Raw genomic sequence first — 18,465 nt, 5'->3', positions numbered from 1 at the left:
GCATGACTCGTCGTCTCCTTCAGCCCCTCTGAACTTAAGAGGATACAAAATCGAGACGACATGTAGTCTGACAGTGGGGGTCCACGAGGAAAATGCTCGGCTTAAGCGCCAGCTCGCCGACAAGACCGAAGAGGTCACGATCCTGGAAAAAACCCCGGCGTACTTCGCGAAGAAGCTGGACTGAAGTACGCCGCCATTCACCAGCATCGATCGGTACACAGCATCGCGCGCCAGTGCGCGGTGCTCGGTGTCTCGCGCAGTGGCTACTACGCGTGGCTGCGCCGTCGAGAGACCACCTCGCAGCGCCTGGCCGAGCGGGCCAAGCGGGACGCGAAGGTAGTCGAACTGTTCGAGGCGAAGAAGCGCCGCTACGGCTCGCCTCGCCTTCGCGAGGAGCTGGAGGCTGAAGGCATGGCGATGAACCGCAAGACCGTGGCCGAGAGTATGCGCCCGCAGGGGCTGCGGGCCCGCGCGGCCAAACCCTTTCGGCATACCACCGACTCGGGCCACTCCCTTGGTGTAGCGCCCGATGTCCTTGCCCAAGACTTCAGCGCCAAGCGGCCTGACGAGCAGTGGGCCGGTGACACCCCTACCTGCGCACGATACAAGGCTGGCTCTACCTCGCGTTGATCTTGCATCTGTGCACGCGCAAGGTGATCGGCTGAGCGACCAGCACACGTATCGACGCTGAGCTCGCCTGCACGGCGCTGCGAGCGGCGCTTGCCCGGCGTCGCGAGCCCAGCGGCGTGATCATGCATACGGATCGCGGCAGCGTTTACTGTGGCTGGGATCACCGGAACCTGATCTGTCGCTACGGACTGGTCGCCGGCATGAGCGGCCGAGGCAACTGCTTCGATAATGCGGTGGTGGAGAGCTTCTTCCGTATATCGAAGTGGAGTACAACCGAACCCGTCGTCATTCTGCCCTTGGATACATCAGCCCTGATGCATTCGAGGCGAGGATAGTGGCGTAATCGAGTGTCCACTGTTACTGATCAAGATCACCCAAATACCGTGCTACATTTTCTGCGCGGTTCCGCCATGTATTTTTTTTGGCTACCGGCTTGCAGTTTCGGCCTTGTTTTATAATTTCGCTGGGACTTGAAATCAGATATTTAAGAAGCTCCTCCAAAGAATGGTCATCATAAGAAATCGACCAACCTACGTTATTTTCTTCCACAAAATCACCGGCATTTGTATCCTGGGAAGCGATGATAGGTCGACACGCGCCAATGTATTCATAAAGCTTAACAGGCGCTGCAAAGCTTCGATAAAGGTTCGGTTCTAGAAAAAGCGAACAGACATCATGCTGCTCGTATAACTCTGGCAATTGTTCCCCACTTAAATGCACAATCTCTATATTAGGTGTCAACCATTCTTCATATTCGTGCTCTAGTTGGGACCACTCCTGACTGCGAGTACATACTGTAAGCTTTACTCCGGATAATCGTGATATAACGCGAAAAAGAACGTGTAACCGATAATGCGAAGAAAGACCGCCGACATATAGTATATTGAGTGGTTCAGTAACCGTTTCTGCGGGTGCCCCTATACTATTTTCACCGACTGCCGGCGGCAACGCGCTAAGATTAAATTTGGCTGGGTTGGGCAGGAACCTACCCATTTGCAAGGATGGCAGATACATAACTTTTAAAGTTTTTTGATACCATTGCAAGTCGTAGCGAAAGAAACTTATCGCAAACACTCGTTTCCAAAAAGAAACTTTTTGAGAATATTCCTCGAATCTCCAATATATATCGCGATAAAACAAACCTATTGGGATGTTCTTTCTTTTTAAATAAAAAAAAATTTCAGGATCCATGCAAGGCGCGATAGGAAAATGGGAAGCGGTAGTTAAAGCAGTAGGCATTGTTGAGCTTTCTGCGTACATGAACTTGTATTGGCGTCCGTGCCCTATTTTATCTTTTACCTTTTTTGCTGCTTTCCGGCGCTGCGAAACATTACCGGCTATTACATCCACTTCAAAACCTATTTCGCTAAATGCTTGTAAAAGATTTTTTACCCTTACGGGCCTTCCAGATTGTAGGCCATCATTGATGGGTCCTGGATGATGAAAAAGGATTGCGTTGCTCATAAATATTTCTGCCGCGCGCATGCTTCGATTATGCATCAACTGCTTTTGCACTGTTAAAGCCGATCTAGATGTAATCTCTCAATAGGTTGTCCACGGGGGAGCTCCGAGGGATGCTGAATTTGCGGACTTGGCAACCCAATGAAGGAGACCCCCGGGGACAGTCATCACTATGCCGCGCTCACGCCTCGAGGTCGAGCCCGGATGGTTCATGCCGTTATCGATCAAGGGCTGAGCTATCGCAAGGCAGCGGAGCTCTTCCATGTTGACCCAAAAACGGTCCAGCACTGGACCATGGATCGCATCGCCATGAACATGGGCATCTCCCGGGCGACCGTGTGCAGGATCCTTCAGCGCAATGGGCTCAATCGCCTGAGTGCACTGGAGATCAAACCGCCGCCGCAGCGCTATCAGCATGAGAACCCCGGCGACCTGCTTCATCTCGACATCAAGAAGCTCGGGCGCTTTGAGCGCGTCGGCCACCGCATCACGGGACGCGGCCTCGGCACATCCCGCGGCGCTGGCTGGGAGTATGTGCACGTGGCGATCGATGACTGCTCGCGCATTGCCCACAGCAAGATCCAGGACTCAGAGACCACCTATTGCCAACCGTGCGCAATTACCGATCGCTCGGCGTCACGATCCCACGCGTGCTCACAGGAAACGGCCCCTCCTACCGATCGAAGAAGTTAGCGGCGATGTGCCGCTGCCTGTGTATACGGCACCGGTTTACTCGGCCTAATACGCCGCGCACTAACGGAAAAGCGGAGCGCTTCATCCAGACGGCGCTGCGCGAATGGGCTTACGCGTTCGCATACTCGAACTCTGGCGAGCGTGGAGAGCACCTGCCGCATTGGCTACATGACTACTACTGGCATCGCCAGCACGGTCGTCTCAACCACCAGACACCGATTAGCACCCTCGGACTATCCGGGGACAAACTCATGAGAGTGCACAGCTAGACGCCCGCATAAGGGGACGAGGCAACTGCTTAGACGATGCGGTGGTGAAGGCCTTCTCCCATAGCCTGAGGGTCGAGAGCATCTACAGTCGGCCGCTGATGAACCCCAAGGCCCTCCACCAAGGTCTTTCCGTGTATATCAGGGTGGAGTGCGACCGAGCCCGTCGCCATCCCGCCCTTGCACACATCAACCCCCCCTAATGCGTTCAAAAACCGGGTAATGGCGTGCTGGAGTCTCCGGTGTTACGGCGCAAGATCACAGGCTTTTCGTAAAGCACTCTTCAGCAGATATTCGGCAACCTGTTGCGCAGTGGATCCATCGCCATAAGGAGCGCCTTTACTGCCGGCCACCCCCACCTGGGCCAATAACGCGTCACGGAGTTCAAACCGGGACGAGAGAAGCCGATTCCACCCCATCTCCACCAACTCCACCCACTCCGTCTCATCCCGCAGCGTCACACACGGCACCCCGTGAAAATAGGCTTCCTTCTGCACACCACCCGAATCGGTAGCGATGACTGCCGCGTGGCGTTCCAGCGCCACCATATCCAGATAGCCAACAGGATCGATGAATTGGGTATATCGAGGCTGGATGCCATAGCGCTCACAAGCGACACGCGTCCGGGGATGAAGCGGCAGGACGACCGCCATATCCTGCTGGGCGACTTCGTCCAGGCCCTCCATGATCGACCGTAGGCGCTCTGGATCGTCGGTATTCTCAGCGCGATGTACGGTCGCTAGTACATAATCGCCGGCGGTGAGCGAATATCGCGAGAGGACATCACTGCGCGCATCCGCCAGACGGCCATAGTAGAGCGCGGCGTCGTACATGACATCACCGACCTGATGGATACATTCGTCAGGGATACCTTCCTCGCGCAGTCTCGCAGTGGCCGTGTCCGTCGGGGTAAAGAGGACATCAGCCAGGTGGTCAGTCAATATCCGGTTCTGCTCCTCTGGCATGCGGCGATTGAAGGACCGCAAGCCCGCTTCGACATGCGCCACCGGAATATGCAGCTTGCTTGCCACCAGAGCTCCAGCCAGCGTCGAGTTCGTGTCGCCATAGACGAGAACCCAGTCTGGCCGTTTAGACTCCATCAGGGGTTCCAGGGCTTGCAGCATCGCGCCAGTCATGGCGCCGTGTCCCCCGCCATGGATTCCTAAGTTAAATGACGGTTTAGGAATCTCTAATTCCTCAAAGAACACATCCGACATGCCCTCGTCGAAGTGCTGACCGGTATGGACGATGGCCTCATCGATACCCGCCTCCGCAAAAGCGCGGCTGACTGGAGCGGCCTTGATGAATTGGGGGCGGGCGCCGAGGACCGTAAGGATTTGGGGCATAGAGTACAGGCGTATCGGGTAGTTCGAATTTTAAGCGGGACTTACGCGCCCACCACGCTGGCTAACCATCCTGTGATGGTTCCAAGCGAGTTCCAATATAGCCAGGTCATCACCATCAGGGCGCTTAAGAGCGGCAAGAAGCTAAGCCCGTAGAAGGTCCAAAGCCAGCGGCGAAGCCGACGCTCGTCGCCGTCCAATCGCTCTTTCATCCGCTCGACCATTTTGCGCAAGTCATCGGGGAAGCCTTCGCGTTGCCCCTCGACCGCATCCAGAGTCAACGATTTTGCGCAGCCGGATCCGTGCTCAGGGCACCACGCTCAAGGCTCAGCTTCCAAGATGAGCTCTGACCGGTGATATGCGTATGGCGTTTCAGCACCGCCGCGTTGACCGGAAACTCGGGCGGGACCTGTACCTCTTCACTGTTCAGCCGTGTAACAAAATGCTCCACGATCTCGTCCGCCGCTTCTGCCATCTCCGTCGGGATGTGCTGCTGGACGAGGTGCGCTACCTCAGAAACCCTCACCGACGCCCTCTCGTCGCGCTTGTCGTGCAGATAGTCTAGAAGCCGCTGCTCGAAATTCTCTCGGTTTGACCGAAGCTGGGGCGTCTCCCGGAACAGCTTCTTGCTCTCCCGCAGCAGGTTATCCGTGGATCGGCTTGCCGTCGTTCCGGCGGTGCAACCCAACGCCGTAACGAAATAGCCGGCCGTTTCCTGAGCCGATCGGGGACTGACGAAGCTTAGATAGCGAATCTCCTGCCGGTCTTTCGGCCCAGCCGCCTGATAGTCAGCAAACCGCCTGAAGTTAATCCGCGCTCCTTGGTGAACGCGATCCAGATCGAGCGCCATCAGCTCCTCCGGCTGAAGCGTCTCAGTCAGGGTCAGCCCCGGCTGTGCCTTGACCATGGCCACCAGGAACTGCCGCCCGCTGTCACGCTCGTAATCGGCGAACACCATGTATCCCCCGCTGGCCGCCGAAAGCTGTCTCGCTTGCTGGTAGAGTCGGCCCATTACCATACGGGATAGCGCTAGGAATTCCGCCTCGTTGGTCATCGCCTGCCCGGCATAACGCTCAAAGGCGTCCGGAAACGTGCCGCGCCCGGCGCCATCGTCAAACACCCCATACTGCGCCGTGTTATACCGGGTGCCGTAAACAGCCACCAGGCTGTGGATAAGTTTCTGGACGTTCTCATTGGTCCGGTCGAGGACCGCGTCCCGCATCTGTGAAGCCCGAATCGGCTGGTGCTGCTCCTTGACCAGCCGATGGACCACGACGTTATTGATGGTGACCGGCATTCCGTCTTCGTCAGGCACTCAGTCGACGAGTCGTCGAAAAAACCGATGATCCGCCGCTGAGTCGAGGTGCGAGTTGTGCCAGAGCAGGGTAAAGTTCCCGCCGAAGCGGTGGCTGATGTCACGGCAGCGCTCCATTACCGCCAGCGCCTCATCGCCATACCCCAAGGCCATATATCGCTTCGCAATCACCGAGCACTCCATGACAATCAAGGGCCGCTCTCGGACACGAAGCGCACACCCTTTCTTCAGATCGTAGAGCGGGTACTCGCGAGAAGTGCCGCAGCGAAAGCCTGGCCGGTCTGCATAATTAAGGGTACTATCGTAATCAAGGCCATTCTCGTCCCATAAGCGAGGCGTGATTGCCGTTTCCCAGCGTAAAAAGTGCTGGCGGCCGCCTATTTTCTCTTGGTCAATACCTTCCTCAGCCATCACTCGGCGGAGAGTCTTTACCGACCGAGCCATGGCATCTGGATGGCGGAAGGTGTTGTACCCGGGGTGCAATCCGATCTCGTGGCCACGCGCGTGAATCTCCTGTAGCAGATGGCGCATGCGCGGGTCATCCAGACTGACCGGTTTATCCAGACGAGGATCAGTCTTCTCGGCTATAAAGTAGAAGGCCACCGAGCGGTCCGCCTGCTCATTCACGTCCATGATGTACTGAAGGCCGTTGCGATGCGGATCTAGGTGGTAATCGCCCTTGCGGGCGAACCAGGCACCGACGACCGTCCGCGCCGCATTGCTAGGCGAGCGTCGCTTCAACAGGTCCCCACCGACTCGGCGAACCGTCTTCTTCAACGAGCCATCGAAGCAGAACGGACTATCCACATCGCACGTGACCTGGGTGCTGGCCTTTGACCATCGACGCTCTATCCCCGGCCATAGGGAACGCATCGCCTCCCACAGGATCTCCACGTACTCATCGACGAGCGGCCGTTCCAGGAATCCCTCCTGATAGGCCATTGAAGCCCAGGCGGCGAAGCGATCGTGCTCATCCCGATCCGGCGTCACCAGCTCCTCGTATCGGGATAGCATGAAAAAGGCCGAACCAAAGATATCCACCGGCAGTGCAATGCTCTCATTTTCCCTTTTGACGCCGGGCTCCCGATCGCCATAAATAACCGGCAAAACTGACTCGACTAGCGTAATGTCATCTGCCAAGTCTCGCGTGTCCCACTGCACCAGCGGGCGAAGAGGCATCGAAGCCACAGTAAGCCAATCGTCGGCCGGCACTGATAGCAGTTCATCTGGTAGACGAAGTTCGCCATGCGCACCCTCGAGCGATATGCGCACATCCCGCCTTTCACTGGGAACACGTCTCCAAGGGAGCCCAAGGAACTCACCCAGTAGCACGCCGAGGATATAATCGCGCTCCAAGGCTCGCGTGTCAGGGGTTTGAACGGTTAACGTCATATTAAGACCCTTTCAACCGTTTCCGTGCAACATTTCCGAGTGAAAGCTCGGATTATCGAAATATGCATATGACTACAATGCTCAAGACGGAAATACCCAATCGACAACGCAAGGTTTTCTAAAAGAGCCCTTAAAAACCTCAAAACCGCTCACCACCAAGAACCCGCCGGGCGCGACGAATGAATTGTTTAGCCGCTTGGACCACTGAAAAAATGGCTACAGGCAAATCATCTTGAGCGAACTCGGCAAAAACACCACGCTTGCCGGCGAATGTACCCCACCACCCGCGGAAATTAAGCACCCAATCCTTAGAATCACTGAACCGATACCATAGAAGCGTGTTCTGTAGATCTCCCAAAAGCTTTGCGTAATACACCGGCTCCCCATCCCGGCAGCCGACCTGCAGCCCGGCTGGCTCCTGCCCGAAAGCAAGATTGTTGTAGGCGAGCAATGGCAAGTTACTCCCGGCAGGTTGCGAAACCCCAATCCAACTCCAGCTTCTTGGATTAATCTCAATTAAAAAATTATGCATTGAGACTGAATCTTGCATAACTTCGAGCTCCGCAATCCCGGTGTAATGTAGGGCAGCACAGCTTTTTTCCGCCAAATCAATCGCCCACTTAGGGGGTTCCTCAGCCACACCTACTACGCAATCGCCAGAACCCGGCGGAAAACCGCGCTTTTTTTTTCCGTATACTATCCCTAATAGACGGCCTTCTACCGCGTAAACACCAATCGTCCGCATTGCGTCCGACCGTCCCTCGATAATTTCCTGCAGGAACACATGTACATCGGCTTGCTCCGCCTCGCAGAGAACAGCGTCCAGCTCAGGACGATTCACACATCGGCGGAACCGCAGTTGGTCCGCGGCCCGAGCATTGAATGAACCCTGCCCAGCCGACCGCCGCACATTCGGTTTGACACCTATCGGAAAGGGAATCTCTGCATCCCCCCTTGCTTCTTCCAATTGCCATACCTGCGGCACAGGTAAGCCCACAGACTTGCCCCAGTACCCGAAACGCTCCTTGTCCAATACCAATGAAACCGTCTCATACTGACAGACGCAGCACTCAAATCCTTCCGACAACACTGCACGGTGACGCGCAATAGCTTCCGCCCAGTGATCATTAGTCGGAACCAAGATGGGGTTAGAATCTACCGCCTCCCGCAGCCGCCACAGCGCTTTAATAAAACCATCCTCGTCAACCAGCGGGTCCGGGACCGAAGAATAGCGCGCGTACCTGCTGCGCGTACCAATTGCCCGATGTGCGTCTAGCGCGCGCACAACCACTCCAGCTCGTCCGAGGGATTGGATCACTGACAAGCCATTGTAATCACAATTGAATACCCACGCCTCCGGCTGACTAGACATCGTTTCTCCATCGACTCCCACGGTTAGGGCCAACATACCAAATCCCTTTGTGCATTCCGCCCGTTATAATGGAAACTAAATTCCTCCCAAACATCTTAATTAACCAATTATGCGTCGTGTGGTGAAACACCCCCGCTTGCGACCGAATAGACGGAAGTCTGTGGTCTTCCACAATGGCAGAAATCCACTGCACGCCCTCAAACCTAGTGACATCGTAAAAGAACTGCCTTTGTAGGAACCTGCCAAGGCCCCGCCCCCGGTAGTTCGGTAAAATTTTCAACCCAACAAGTCTGACCTCATCTGGGCGCATCGGAATATTGTCATACCAGAAAGATCGGTCGCGAACCCTCAAAGCAGACGCCGCTCCCACAGGAAGCCCACTTCCCTGATCAATAAGAAAATATGCATCGAGAGAAAAATTTTTTTCGTTGGCTTGGACTAAGCTCTCTGGCACCCACTTAATGTAATCTCTATATTGAACGATCTCGTACATGCTGTACCGCTCAACACCGAAACCTACCGGCTCATAAGGGGTCTCATACCTTACAGCGTCGATTCGACTGAAAAAAAATAATCGACACCTTAGAAAATTTTTATCTAGCCAGCTCGCTTCAGATTTTTTCGAATTAAAAAACATTCCTAATTGAGTCTTCCTATGGCGAGATCTCACTCAACAGGCCCGCCAATAACCAATTATTTTTGAGTGCTTGGACCGGAGCAAACTAATCTAAAGCTGTCAAAAAGATCTAGCCTGCAAGACTCGATGAACAATCGGTCTTCAAATGTAATCCACTTTCCCTTGATAAGCTCCGATTCGTTTTATAACTCTTGCAGGGATCCCGCCGACCAGAACATTTTCGCCAAAGCTTTTCGTAACAACAGCGCCCGCTGCCACGACCACATGATTGCCTAGCTTTACACCTGGTAGAATAACACTATCAGCCCCCAGCCAGCAGTTATCTCCTATATAGATCGGGCTATTCACTAAATGAACCTGAAAGTCATTTACGTCGTGATCTGCAGATATTATCTTTACACCGGGCCCTAGCCGGACATTACGACCTATGACAACACCGTTGACTGCTTGGATATACTGCCCAGGCATGTATCCTGGATATGGACGAAAGGAGCCGCGTTGGATTCTATCTGGTGAACTTACGATTGACGCCCAATGAACCGGCCATTCCACATGGGAGTTTATGCGTAATATGCGCTGGAAGAAAAAATAGGTAAGCGTATTTTTCAATCCGATATATTTTACACGCGTCAAGACCCTTTTGATTATTTCTTTAACTAAGAAACGAGGTAATTTAATACGTCTGTTGTTCATCGTGCGATAATTCAGGGCAGCAAATAACGTTAGTAGGACTGACTCATGTTATGGTTATATTGGTTTTCGGCTTAATTTCCAGCAGTGGCTAATTGATTTTTATTCACGATTTCTTCTGATTAGCGTTCTGTCATAGAAAATAGCTATCCCACTCGCTGATACTATCAGAGCAACGGCCTTCTCCCAGATCGCACCCGAGCCACCGGAATAAGAGACAATCAATAAAGGCGAGACCACGACAACAATCCATGGAAGGCATTGAGCCCAATTTTTTAAAAACAAACTAAGAGTGTTTTGAGTTAATGATGCGATTGCAGAAAAATAAGCAAAATACCCCAAGCTGCTTACCAGACCAAACCATATAACTGCGTCAAGGAGATCGGGCGAGAAAAACCAAATAAGAACAAAGCACCCCAGTCTGAGCAGAAACAGATTTGCTTGCAAAAGAAGACTTAATCGCTGCCTTTGCAATACCACAAAGATGCGTGATAACGGTGATACGACAAATTGCAGAACGAGCATTGGGGTCAGCCACCTAATCATGTAGCCGGCTTGTTCCCAATCGGCACCGAATGCAACTCGAAAGGCCTCTGGGGCCGCGACAAAGAGCAATGCCGCAGGAGGTAATGCGATCCACGCCAATTGTCTTTGCAGGGAGGCGACGGAGTCTCTCAGTCGGGCTTCCCGCACTGCATCGATGGCGTTGGGCATGAAGACATCGGCGATCGCCGACCCTACAAGAGTCATCGGCATGGCAATTACTCGATGGGCCAGAATGTAAAGGCCAGCAGCGCCGGCGCTATAAAAGGCGGAAAACAGAATCGGAGGAATCTGGCTTCCACCTGCATTCAATAGGCCGGCCCATGAGGAATACAAAGGGAAATTGCAGTAACGTGCCGCGGCTTTGTAGACACCCGATAGGGTTACTTTCCTGAACGCTTCGCGCCGGCTGACAAACGCGAGTGACCCGAGTGTGCTAGTTCCAGCAGCCTGGCCAAACGCTCGCCCCAACAACAACGACACTGGCCCCAACGCATATCCGCCGATCTGCACCGCAATCATACTGACAGCCTGTGTCAGCTTTGTTCTGGCGATTGCCGGATAGGACTTGGTTCGAATCGCCCAGTAGTTAAAGACCTGGTAGACACCCATCAGGAAAAGCCCCAACGGGAGCAGCCAAATATAGTCCTCCAGAAGGGGCGCGTTCACGGCCGCTGCAATGGGCGCCCGCCAAGGTATGACTATTGCCGTTGCGAGGAGGGCCATCCCCACAACAACCAGAAGGCTGAGTACGGTGAGGCTGGCAGCTTCATCGTCGCTCTCTGGCAAAGGTATGGCAAGCTCGAAGCGGAGGCTTGCGACCACTCCCAGAATTCCTAGGAGGGACGCAAAAACTGCCAGCAGCCCGAAGTCTTCCGGGCTGTACAGCCGCGTTAGTACCGGCGAAGCAGCGACGACGATGATCTGCCCCGCAGCCGTGCCACCGGCCAGGATCGAGACGCTCCGGATGAAACGGTTCTTCGGGAGCAAACGCCGGGCCGCGTTGCCTAGCCTATTCATGGCCGCCGGGAAGACGGTCAATAGAAGAGTGGGTCGAGAGACTACTAAGCCAGGGTTGCATGCAGCACTTGACAGCCCCTTGCTTGGTCACTTTCAGCAAGATTGGACTGCATAGAAAGGCTGAGTAGTCGCTAGCCGCCTCAATCTGTATCGCATCGATTTTTTAGATCGTCCCCATCGACGTACAGTGTTGGTGCGTAGGATGCACTTGCGGTGGTCAATATCGCTTCGGAAATGAAACTTGGCAGCCGGGCAGACATGGGTGCACTACGCATTGAGATCGACGAAGAGCAGGATTCTCTCTCCCGCTTATTTCGCCGGGAGGCTACCAGCTTCAACCAGCCGCATTTCGCCACCTTCCAGCCGATAGCAGTCACCCATGTAGAGGCAGCGATGCTCACCCTCGCCGTTTAGAGGCAAGGGGATTTGTTCCCCGTACCGGCTCATCCAGCCGAGGTGCTTGGCCGGCACGCCGGCCATGAGCGCATAGGGTTTGACGTCTTTTGTGATCACCGCACCCGCGCCAATGAAACAGTACTCACCCAGGGTAACCCCACAAACGATGGTGGCGTTGGCGCCGATGGACACGCCCTGCTTGACGTGGGTGGGCCGGTATTCGTCCTTGCGTGGGATGGCCGAGCGGGGGTTATAGACGTTGGTGAAGACCATGCTCGGGCCGCAGAAAACGTTGTCCTCCAGGATCACGTCGTCGTAGACGGAGACGTTGTTCTGCACCTTGACGTTGTTGCCGATGACCACGCGGTTGCCCACGAAGCAGTTCTGGCCGAAAGAGCAGTTCTCCCCGATACGGGCACCACCGCAGATATGGACCCAGTGCCAGATCCGGCTGCCGGTGCCGATGGTGGCGCCGTCGTCAACGATGGCGGTTTCATGGACCTTGTAGTCGGCCATGGGGCTCCTAGTACTCCAGCGGCAGCGCTATCTGGCGACCGTCACGGGCGGAGAGGTAGGTGGCGATGAGGACTTCCAGGGACTTCAGCCCCTCCCGGCCGTCGGTATCCGGCTCAGCCTCGCCGCGCAGGGTGGCGATGACGTTCTCGTAATAGGCCGGGTGGCCGAAGCCGTAGACGGAGGTGGTCTCGTAGTTGGCATCGCGGATGCTGTGATCCTCGGGCCGGTGGTCGTCGAACTCCCAGTGCTGGATCTCGTTGACGGCCACCCCACCGACGCGAACGGTGCCCTTTTCCCCCAGGATGGTGATGGAGCCTTCCAAATTCTTGGGGTAAGTAAGCATGGTCACAGCCATGCTGCCCAGGGCACCGTTGCGCCAGCGCACGTTGAGGACGCCGGAGTCCTCCACCTCAATATCCCGGGCCAGGGTGCCGGTGTAGGCCTGCACGCTCTCCACCGGGCCGATCAGCCAGTCCAGCAGGTCCACGTAGTGGCTGGCCTGGTTCATGAAAGCGCCGCCGTCGAACTCCCAGGTGCCCCGCCAGCGGGCGGAGTCGTAGTATTCCTGCGGGCGGGCCCAGAAGACGTTGAGGTTGACCATGTGGATACGCCCGAAGCGCTTTTGCTCCACGGCCTGCTTCAGGAGCTGGAGCGTCGCATTGCGCCTGTTCTGTTTGACCACAAAGAGCCGCACACCGGCGTCATCACAGGCTTCTACCATGCGCTTGCCATCGGCCCAGCGCGTCGCCATGGGCTTTTCGGTGATGACATGCTTGCAAGCCTTTGCGGCGGCGATGGCCTGTGGCGGATGAAGACCGCTGGAGGTGCAGAGGATTACGGCATCGATGTCGCTGCGCTCCAGTAGCGCTGGGTAGCTCGCGTAGGCCGACGCACCGGTCTGAGCCTCAGCATCGCGTCGCGCGTCGGGATCGGTATCGCAGACCGCGACAAGCTCGAGGTTCTCCGAATGCTTCTCAAGCGCCTCAATGTGCTTATTGGCGATACGGCCGCAGCCAACTAGCCCCACGCGGATACGGCGGCCGGTAATCGGTTCAGGTTCGTGGTGAATCATGTAACTCCTGCAGGCTTAGCTGGGTTGATCGGCGCGCTGACCGGTGCAGATACGACCGATCTCCTCGATGACGGCTTCCGAGAGCCCCACACTCATGGGCAAACTGAGGCACTGTGCAGAGACGCGCTCGGTCTCGGGGAAATCGCCAACCTGATAGCCAAGCGATGCGAAGACTGGCTGCTGGTGCATTGGGACGGCGTAGTAGCTGACCGAAGGAATACCCTGCGCCTGCAGCCGCTCGCGCAGGCCGTCGCGATCCGGCGAGAGAATCGTATACTGGGCCCAGACCGATGTGTTCCCCTCACCGACCACCGGGCGTTTGATCGGCGCATCGGCCAGTGTCCGTCCATAGCCGGCCGCGACGGACTGACGCTGAATGATCTCATCCTCGAACACCTCGAGCTTTGCGAGGAGGATCGCTGCCTGCAGGGTATCGAGGCGGCCGTTGATGCCGAGCACCGGATGGTGGTGCTTTTTAGCCTGCCCGTGGTTACGGATCTGGCGGACAGCCTGTGCCAGCGCGGGATCGTCGGTAAAAACCGCACCGCCGTCCCCGTAACAGCCCAGCGGCTTGCTCGGGAAAAAGGATGTGCAGCCGATCGTCCCCAGTCCACCCGAGCGCTTGCCACCGTGCGTCCCGCCCAGGCTCTGCGCGGCATCCTCGATCACGGGCAACTCATATCGCTCAGCGATCGCGTTGATCGCCGTCATGTCGCTCGGCTGACCATAAATACCCACGGGCATGATGGCCCGGGTATTCTCCGTGATCGCTGCCTCGAGCTTCGCCGGATCCATGTTCCAAGTGTCGGATTCGATATCCACGAACACCGGCGTGGCGCCGACCAGCGCAATGGTCTCGGCGCTCGAGATCCAGGTGTAGGGCACGGTGATGACTTCATCTCCGGGGCCGATCTCCAACGCCATGAGTGCGATCTGCAACGCGTCGGTACCGGATGCGACGCCAATGCAGTGATCAACCCCGACAAACTCGGCGAGTCGGGTTTCCAGCTCCTCGACCTCTGGGCCGAGGATGTATCGGCCGTGCTCCAGTACCCGATCCATGCGCGCACGGATCTGTGGCTCTAGCTTCTGGAATTGGGCCTTGAGGTCAATGAACGGGATACTGCTAGCGGACATATCGATTGTTTTTCTGCTCAAAACGCGCGATGCCTAGTTCCCGGCCTGCTTTGTCTGTGCAGCCCTCGCGCAGCAACCGGGCGAGATCAATGGTGGCGGTCATCATGGGCGTTCGAGGGACAGTCTTTTGCCGCGATGTTTGGCGCTATGTAAGCAGTGCCGCGGGGTGAGTTACTCGGTTCGAGAAGGTGAAACTCCCGACTAAGACCGGAGGTTTCCGTTGAACCCACTATGGACGAATCCGCGGGGCATCCCCCGCCTGTTCCCGGAGGTTGCCGAGGTTGAGACGGCAACCCCCGCCCCTGAATCACCCAAAGACGGCGTCACATCGCCGCGAAGTGGCTCACTCGGGCGTTTCCATGCGTTGCGCGGAACATTTTTCTAACCCAAATTTTTGACCCAAAGGGGGTCTTTTTTCCGCCACAAAGGCCGCAGTCAGGGACCTGGTCAATTAATTTTTTCATGCTCATAGCGCGGGGCTGGTGCACCTCTGAGCAATCCCTCGGTGCTAATGTCTTCGTCAAGATCTTCCCAATGCAGCCCGTAACCTGCCCCGCAAATTTCCCAGCGCTCAAGCTGCTGCGGGTCAGCGTTTGCTAACCGGTGATACCACTCAAGTGGAACCGAAATACGCCGGCCATCCATCAAGCCGACAGTCAAGTGCTCCTGGTCAATCTCCACGGATTCGACCCGCTCGTCAGCGTTAAGGGCTAAAGTACCCGTTCCAGGCCTCATATTTTTCCACTGCGCTAACCTCAGTCTTTCAATAACTTCACCCAGCCGGGTCAAGCTCACGACGGGCTGCATCATCTAGAGTTTTCCGTGCCCAGGCGTTGAGGCTCTCACCGTGATGCTCAGCGGCTTGGGCGATCAGCCGATGCTCTTCGCTGGACATCCGGATATTGAACCGCCCGGAGTACGGCTTCGCGGGCTCCAGCCCACGCTCGGCGCATACTTCAAGGTAGCATTCGAGCGAATTACGAAACTCTTGTTTTAGCTCCGCAGGCGTGGCGCCGTAGAAATTAACGACATCCCGAATATTGATGATCCGGCCGTGAAAGACCTCACGGTCCTCGTCATAATCAATCCGCGCGATGTAATCATCCAGTTTCATCGTGCTCATCACATCCTCCTACGGCTTAATTCCGCAGCTTTCGAGGAAATCTCGCAGGTCAGCGACCGCACCTTTATCAAGCGAGGGGCCAGGGTGAGGGCGATGCTGTATGTTGACCTTACCGCTGAGTATAAATGCGACCCTTGACCCACGACGCTCGGTAACTTCCGCCCCTAACGCTTGCATCATTGAAACGACTTGCCGCCATTGAATATTTGCGCTCGGTGGTCGGGCGAAAACTGATTCAAGCGTTTGTCGCTGCTTCCGCTTCATTGCTGATCATGGTGCCTAAATCTGGCACCTCAGTCAAGCCTGCCGTCAGGGTGTTGCCAGTGCTAAAAGGGACCCTACCGCCGCTGCAGGAGAGGTCAGCAGCTTGTGCCTGATCGCCCCAATGTCGAACAGGGCTCGTAGCGATCCGACGCTCCAAAAATGTGCGGATTCGGCGACGCTCAGCGGGATCGAGCTTCTCCACGGCCTTGCGCGCGGAGCGCAGATATTCAACCCTCCAGGCCATGCCAGAAGGCCTCGGCGCTTACCACCTCGTCCTCACCCCGGCGTAGTCGCTCAAGCGCCTGTTGAGCGAGATAGATGTCCTCAAGATCATCCAGATGGGTTTCGATCGCCTCACGGATGTAATCAGTCGCCGTGCGTCCGGTCTGCTCGGATAGCACCTGCAGACGCTGATAGGTTTCATCCGACAGGCGAACGGCTGTCTGCTTACTCATAACCTTCTCCCGTGGGTGCTGGTATATGTGTATACCTCACACCATCAGTGCCATGAGAATCACAGGGCAATGTAATAATCCAGCTTAGTCGTACTCATCGCATTACTCTGGCGAGTATGGTGTCTCATACCGGTCGTGCTTTTGATGGCTTCAATGCACCAACTCGCTCACTCCGTCGAAGCCTCTTGGCCTTGACCAAAGCCATTGACGTCGAGCAGCTCAGGGACGAGTACTTCGAGTTTTTCGTAGAGAGCGTCAAGTGACTCCGCCTCGGCAACGAGGCCGGGCACGTCATCAGAGGTCGCAACCCAAACGCCTGCATCATCGTCCCACATGGATCGAACAATGTAGCTTGTCTCCATCACTGCCGCCCTCGCTGATGCACTCGCTAAGGTCTGAACGCGCGGCAACCATCCCACTCAGCGCTCGTCACGCTCTTCCCGGATCAGCTCCTCCGAGGGGCGCTGCAATCGCGCCATGCGCTGACGCAATCAGCTTGAACCCTTGGCGGCCAGGAATTTTTCAATCGTAGCCTTATCGCCCCACTCATGGACGCCCAACGTTAGAATCAAGGCATTTACCTGTTCAGAATCCGCTGTGTCATCAGTCAGACGCTGGGCGGGATCAGTCACAACAGCGTAACGCCTTCTTGTGCGGCGACTTCGTGAACTGGCGTCGTTGTCAGGTTCGGGGCAGACAGCACAACATCAACCGAGCGGCCGTGCAGATGGCGGCTGATCTTCGCTGATAGCTGCGCCGAGAGCATTGCAGGACGCTCAACCGGCTCGGGCAGAACGACCAACAGATCCACATCGCCGCCACGCGCATCATCATCCGCAGACACGGCCCGTCGTATGGCAGCGACCTGCTGATCCGTCAATCTCATCGACCCTCCACCCCGGCATCCGCCGCCACGCGCCGGCGCAACTCCGCGATCTCGGCCTGCAGCGCCTCGTACTCCGCCTCCTTGCGGCGTAGAAACCGCCAGGTCATACGGGTTTTCTCCTCGATGCCCTGGGGCGTGAGCAGATAGGCGTAGCGCATCTTGCGCGGGTTGTGCTGGAAGTTCTGGAGCTTGACCAGCCCCTTGTCCATCAGCGCATGCAAGCAATAGTTGGTCCGGCCCAGGCTCACACCCAGCTCGCGGGCCAGGGCGCGCTGGCTCAGATTGGGGTCGGACTCAAGCGCTTGGAGCGCCCGCAGGGACAGCGCATCGTCGAGCGAAGCGGTCTTGTTAGTCACTGTTTTTACTAACTTTTCTGGGGTGGAGGCGGGTAGTCAGGCACGCTACCGCCGTGTCGCGCTCAGCGTTCTTTTGAGGCAACGGTTCAGAGTGTGAACGAAGTCACAGGCTCGGGTCAAAGGCCTAAAGCTGCTGGATGCCTCAGAGCAACCACTCTTCAACCGCGAGCCCCGGCACGCGATGAAACTCCCGGGCGTTATTCGTGACAACTGCTGTATCTTCCGCCAATGCGTGGCTGGCGATCATCAAATCCATATTCCCGATCGGCTGGCCACGGGTTTCCAGATGATCCCGCACCTGCGCATAACGGCTGGACGCCTCAACCGGCCATGCGCGCACTTCAAATCCAGCAAGCCATGCCTCGACAGTGGCTCTGAACGGGCCCGAGCCAAGCTTTTCGGCCCCAAACCGCAACTCGGCCGCCACCATGGCTGAAATCCATACATCGCCAACACTCAGCGCTGAGAAACGCTCAATAACACTCTCGGGCCGTTTTCGCAGGATGTAGCTGCATATATTGGTGTCCAGCGTCCGCAGCATGCCTCAGGACCAATCCCGGGTCTGTGGCACTGCATCGCTGCGTTCGGCCAGGAAGGTATCAGGCAAGGGCTCCATCGCCGCATAAAACGCGCGCAGCCATTCGCCGAGGTTTCGTTGGCTGGGTGTCCGTGGCTTGATCAGATACGCCTCGCCGACCGGCTCAATCAGCACCTCGGTTGCGTCGATGCGCAACTTTGCCGGCCAGCGGATAGCCTGACTCCGCCCGCTCATGAACAATTTGGCTGACATCGACATCGTTTGCATCCTCCAGACAATTCCGTGCTCTCGTTGGAGATATTACTCTGCAGTATGACACCGGGCAATCATGGGCCGGAGTGGCCGGGCGCTCGTCCCGCT

Annotated in this window: 22 protein-coding genes and 1 pseudogene; 3 read left to right on the top strand and 20 right to left on the bottom strand. The window is 56.3% G+C overall.

The window, feature by feature from the left end; genetic code table 11:
* A partial coding sequence (locus tag FPL11_RS10130) for a hypothetical protein (protein WP_222103836.1) occupies positions 1-184 on the top strand: 184 nt, incomplete at its 5' end.
* Between the two features lie 56 nt (positions 185-240).
* Positions 241-630: an IS3 family transposase gene (locus tag FPL11_RS03275; RefSeq protein WP_159308538.1), complete on the top strand. Its 390-nt coding sequence runs from the start codon at positions 241-243 to the stop codon at positions 628-630.
* 357 nt (positions 631-987) lie between these two features.
* Here the strand turns inward: FPL11_RS03275 and FPL11_RS03265 are convergent, their stop codons facing one another.
* Positions 988-2,115, bottom strand: coding sequence for a glycosyltransferase (locus FPL11_RS03265; RefSeq protein WP_159308537.1), 1,128 nt, complete (start codon positions 2,113-2,115; stop codon positions 988-990).
* 117 nt (positions 2,116-2,232) lie between these two features.
* Here FPL11_RS03265 and FPL11_RS03260 point away from each other — a divergent pair.
* Positions 2,233-3,053, top strand: a pseudogene (locus FPL11_RS03260) (integrase core domain-containing protein).
* Positions 3,054-3,295: 242 nt separating this feature from the next.
* Here FPL11_RS03260 and wecB read toward each other — a convergent pair.
* The 19 genes from wecB to FPL11_RS03160 form a co-directional block, all read right to left on the bottom strand.
* Complete coding sequence (wecB, locus tag FPL11_RS03255; RefSeq protein ID WP_144347217.1) at positions 3,296-4,396, bottom strand: non-hydrolyzing UDP-N-acetylglucosamine 2-epimerase; 1,101 nt, start codon at positions 4,394-4,396, stop codon at positions 3,296-3,298.
* Between the two features lie 41 nt (positions 4,397-4,437).
* Positions 4,438-4,674, bottom strand: a complete 237-nt coding sequence (locus tag FPL11_RS03250; RefSeq protein WP_144347215.1) for a hypothetical protein — start codon at positions 4,672-4,674, stop codon at positions 4,438-4,440.
* Positions 4,671-5,690: a nucleoid-associated protein gene (locus FPL11_RS03245; protein ID WP_144347213.1), complete on the bottom strand. Its 1,020-nt coding sequence runs from the start codon at positions 5,688-5,690 to the stop codon at positions 4,671-4,673. The genes FPL11_RS03250 and FPL11_RS03245 overlap by 4 nt, the downstream gene beginning before the upstream one ends.
* A gap of 18 nt (positions 5,691-5,708) precedes the next feature.
* Positions 5,709-7,100, bottom strand: a complete 1,392-nt coding sequence (locus tag FPL11_RS03240) for a polysaccharide deacetylase family protein (protein WP_144347211.1) — start codon at positions 7,098-7,100, stop codon at positions 5,709-5,711.
* Between the two features lie 139 nt (positions 7,101-7,239).
* A complete protein-coding gene (locus FPL11_RS03235; protein WP_144347209.1) occupies positions 7,240-8,472 on the bottom strand; it encodes an ATP-grasp domain-containing protein in 1,233 nt (410 codons plus the stop codon).
* 778 nt (positions 8,473-9,250) lie between these two features.
* A complete protein-coding gene (locus FPL11_RS03230; protein ID WP_144347207.1) occupies positions 9,251-9,802 on the bottom strand; it encodes an acyltransferase in 552 nt (183 codons plus the stop codon).
* A 99-nt stretch (positions 9,803-9,901) separates the two neighbouring features.
* Positions 9,902-11,383: a lipopolysaccharide biosynthesis protein gene (locus FPL11_RS03225; RefSeq protein ID WP_235013516.1), complete on the bottom strand. Its 1,482-nt coding sequence runs from the start codon at positions 11,381-11,383 to the stop codon at positions 9,902-9,904.
* A gap of 288 nt (positions 11,384-11,671) precedes the next feature.
* The gene (locus FPL11_RS03220) at positions 11,672-12,274 is read right to left on the bottom strand and encodes an acyltransferase (protein WP_144347205.1); all 603 of its coding nucleotides are present in this window, start codon (positions 12,272-12,274) and stop codon (positions 11,672-11,674) included.
* 7 nt (positions 12,275-12,281) lie between these two features.
* On the bottom strand, positions 12,282-13,346 hold the full coding sequence (locus tag FPL11_RS03215) for a Gfo/Idh/MocA family protein (protein WP_186295082.1): 1,065 nt from the start codon (positions 13,344-13,346) through the stop codon (positions 12,282-12,284).
* 15 nt (positions 13,347-13,361) lie between these two features.
* A complete protein-coding gene (locus FPL11_RS03210; protein WP_144347203.1) occupies positions 13,362-14,483 on the bottom strand; it encodes a DegT/DnrJ/EryC1/StrS family aminotransferase in 1,122 nt (373 codons plus the stop codon).
* 447 nt (positions 14,484-14,930) lie between these two features.
* On the bottom strand, positions 14,931-15,218 hold the full coding sequence (locus FPL11_RS03205; protein ID WP_144347279.1) for a DUF2442 domain-containing protein: 288 nt from the start codon (positions 15,216-15,218) through the stop codon (positions 14,931-14,933).
* 37 nt (positions 15,219-15,255) lie between these two features.
* The gene (locus FPL11_RS03200) at positions 15,256-15,606 is read right to left on the bottom strand and encodes a type II toxin-antitoxin system HicB family antitoxin (protein ID WP_144347201.1); all 351 of its coding nucleotides are present in this window, start codon (positions 15,604-15,606) and stop codon (positions 15,256-15,258) included.
* A gap of 9 nt (positions 15,607-15,615) precedes the next feature.
* Complete coding sequence (locus tag FPL11_RS03195; RefSeq protein ID WP_144347199.1) at positions 15,616-15,870, bottom strand: type II toxin-antitoxin system HicA family toxin; 255 nt, start codon at positions 15,868-15,870, stop codon at positions 15,616-15,618.
* A 227-nt stretch (positions 15,871-16,097) separates the two neighbouring features.
* Positions 16,098-16,325 (bottom strand): type II toxin-antitoxin system RelB family antitoxin, encoded by a 228-nt coding sequence (gene relB / locus FPL11_RS03185; protein WP_144347197.1) that lies wholly within the window; start codon positions 16,323-16,325, stop codon positions 16,098-16,100.
* Between the two features lie 167 nt (positions 16,326-16,492).
* Positions 16,493-16,687 carry a DUF1902 domain-containing protein gene (locus FPL11_RS03180; RefSeq protein WP_144347195.1) on the bottom strand — a complete coding sequence of 65 codons (195 nt, stop codon included), beginning with the start codon at positions 16,685-16,687 and terminating at the stop codon, positions 16,493-16,495.
* A 266-nt stretch (positions 16,688-16,953) separates the two neighbouring features.
* Positions 16,954-17,211 (bottom strand): nucleotidyltransferase domain-containing protein, encoded by a 258-nt coding sequence (locus FPL11_RS03175; protein ID WP_144347193.1) that lies wholly within the window; start codon positions 17,209-17,211, stop codon positions 16,954-16,956.
* Complete coding sequence (locus tag FPL11_RS03170; RefSeq protein WP_069133716.1) at positions 17,208-17,567, bottom strand: MarR family EPS-associated transcriptional regulator; 360 nt, start codon at positions 17,565-17,567, stop codon at positions 17,208-17,210. Before FPL11_RS03170 ends, FPL11_RS03175 begins: the two co-directional genes overlap by 4 nt.
* Positions 17,568-17,709: 142 nt before the next feature.
* On the bottom strand, positions 17,710-18,108 hold the full coding sequence (locus FPL11_RS03165; RefSeq protein WP_144347191.1) for a PIN domain-containing protein: 399 nt from the start codon (positions 18,106-18,108) through the stop codon (positions 17,710-17,712).
* Positions 18,109-18,111: 3 nt separating this feature from the next.
* Complete coding sequence (locus FPL11_RS03160) at positions 18,112-18,363, bottom strand: antitoxin (RefSeq protein WP_144347189.1); 252 nt, start codon at positions 18,361-18,363, stop codon at positions 18,112-18,114.
* Positions 18,364-18,465: the final 102 nt, after the last annotated feature.

It is taken from the genome of Spiribacter aquaticus (assembly GCF_007625215.1).
Lineage (GTDB): Bacteria > Pseudomonadota > Gammaproteobacteria > Nitrococcales > Nitrococcaceae > Spiribacter > Spiribacter roseus.
This window is presented reverse-complemented; position numbering and strand designations above follow the sequence as displayed.

Excerpts from the sequence above, each read along its gene's own strand:
- FPL11_RS03265 (WP_159308537.1), bottom strand. The coding sequence starts at position 2,115 with ATGCGCGCGGCAGAAATATTTATGAGCAACGCAATCCTTTTTCATCAT.
- wecB (WP_144347217.1), bottom strand. The coding sequence starts at position 4,396 with ATGCCCCAAATCCTTACGGTCCTCGGCGCCCGCCCCCAATTCATCAAG.
- FPL11_RS03245 (WP_144347213.1), bottom strand. The coding sequence starts at position 5,690 with ATGCCGGTCACCATCAATAACGTCGTGGTCCATCGGCTGGTCAAGGAG.
- FPL11_RS03240 (WP_144347211.1), bottom strand. The coding sequence starts at position 7,100 with ATGACGTTAACCGTTCAAACCCCTGACACGCGAGCCTTGGAGCGCGAT.
- FPL11_RS03235 (WP_144347209.1), bottom strand. The coding sequence starts at position 8,472 with ATGTCTAGTCAGCCGGAGGCGTGGGTATTCAATTGTGATTACAATGGC.
- FPL11_RS03230 (WP_144347207.1), bottom strand. The coding sequence starts at position 9,802 with ATGAACAACAGACGTATTAAATTACCTCGTTTCTTAGTTAAAGAAATA.
- FPL11_RS03220 (WP_144347205.1), bottom strand. The coding sequence starts at position 12,274 with ATGGCCGACTACAAGGTCCATGAAACCGCCATCGTTGACGACGGCGCC.
- FPL11_RS03215 (WP_186295082.1), bottom strand. The coding sequence starts at position 13,346 with ATGATTCACCACGAACCTGAACCGATTACCGGCCGCCGTATCCGCGTG.
- FPL11_RS03210 (WP_144347203.1), bottom strand. The coding sequence starts at position 14,483 with ATGTCCGCTAGCAGTATCCCGTTCATTGACCTCAAGGCCCAATTCCAG.
- FPL11_RS03205 (WP_144347279.1), bottom strand. The coding sequence starts at position 15,218 with ATGAGGCCTGGAACGGGTACTTTAGCCCTTAACGCTGACGAGCGGGTC.
- FPL11_RS03200 (WP_144347201.1), bottom strand. The coding sequence starts at position 15,606 with ATGAGCACGATGAAACTGGATGATTACATCGCGCGGATTGATTATGAC.
- FPL11_RS03195 (WP_144347199.1), bottom strand. The coding sequence starts at position 15,870 with ATGAAGCGGAAGCAGCGACAAACGCTTGAATCAGTTTTCGCCCGACCA.
- relB (WP_144347197.1), bottom strand. The coding sequence starts at position 16,325 with ATGAGTAAGCAGACAGCCGTTCGCCTGTCGGATGAAACCTATCAGCGT.
- FPL11_RS03180 (WP_144347195.1), bottom strand. The coding sequence starts at position 16,687 with ATGGAGACAAGCTACATTGTTCGATCCATGTGGGACGATGATGCAGGC.
- FPL11_RS03175 (WP_144347193.1), bottom strand. The coding sequence starts at position 17,211 with ATGAGATTGACGGATCAGCAGGTCGCTGCCATACGACGGGCCGTGTCT.
- FPL11_RS03165 (WP_144347191.1), bottom strand. The coding sequence starts at position 18,108 with ATGCTGCGGACGCTGGACACCAATATATGCAGCTACATCCTGCGAAAA.
- FPL11_RS03160 (WP_144347189.1), bottom strand. The coding sequence starts at position 18,363 with ATGTCGATGTCAGCCAAATTGTTCATGAGCGGGCGGAGTCAGGCTATC.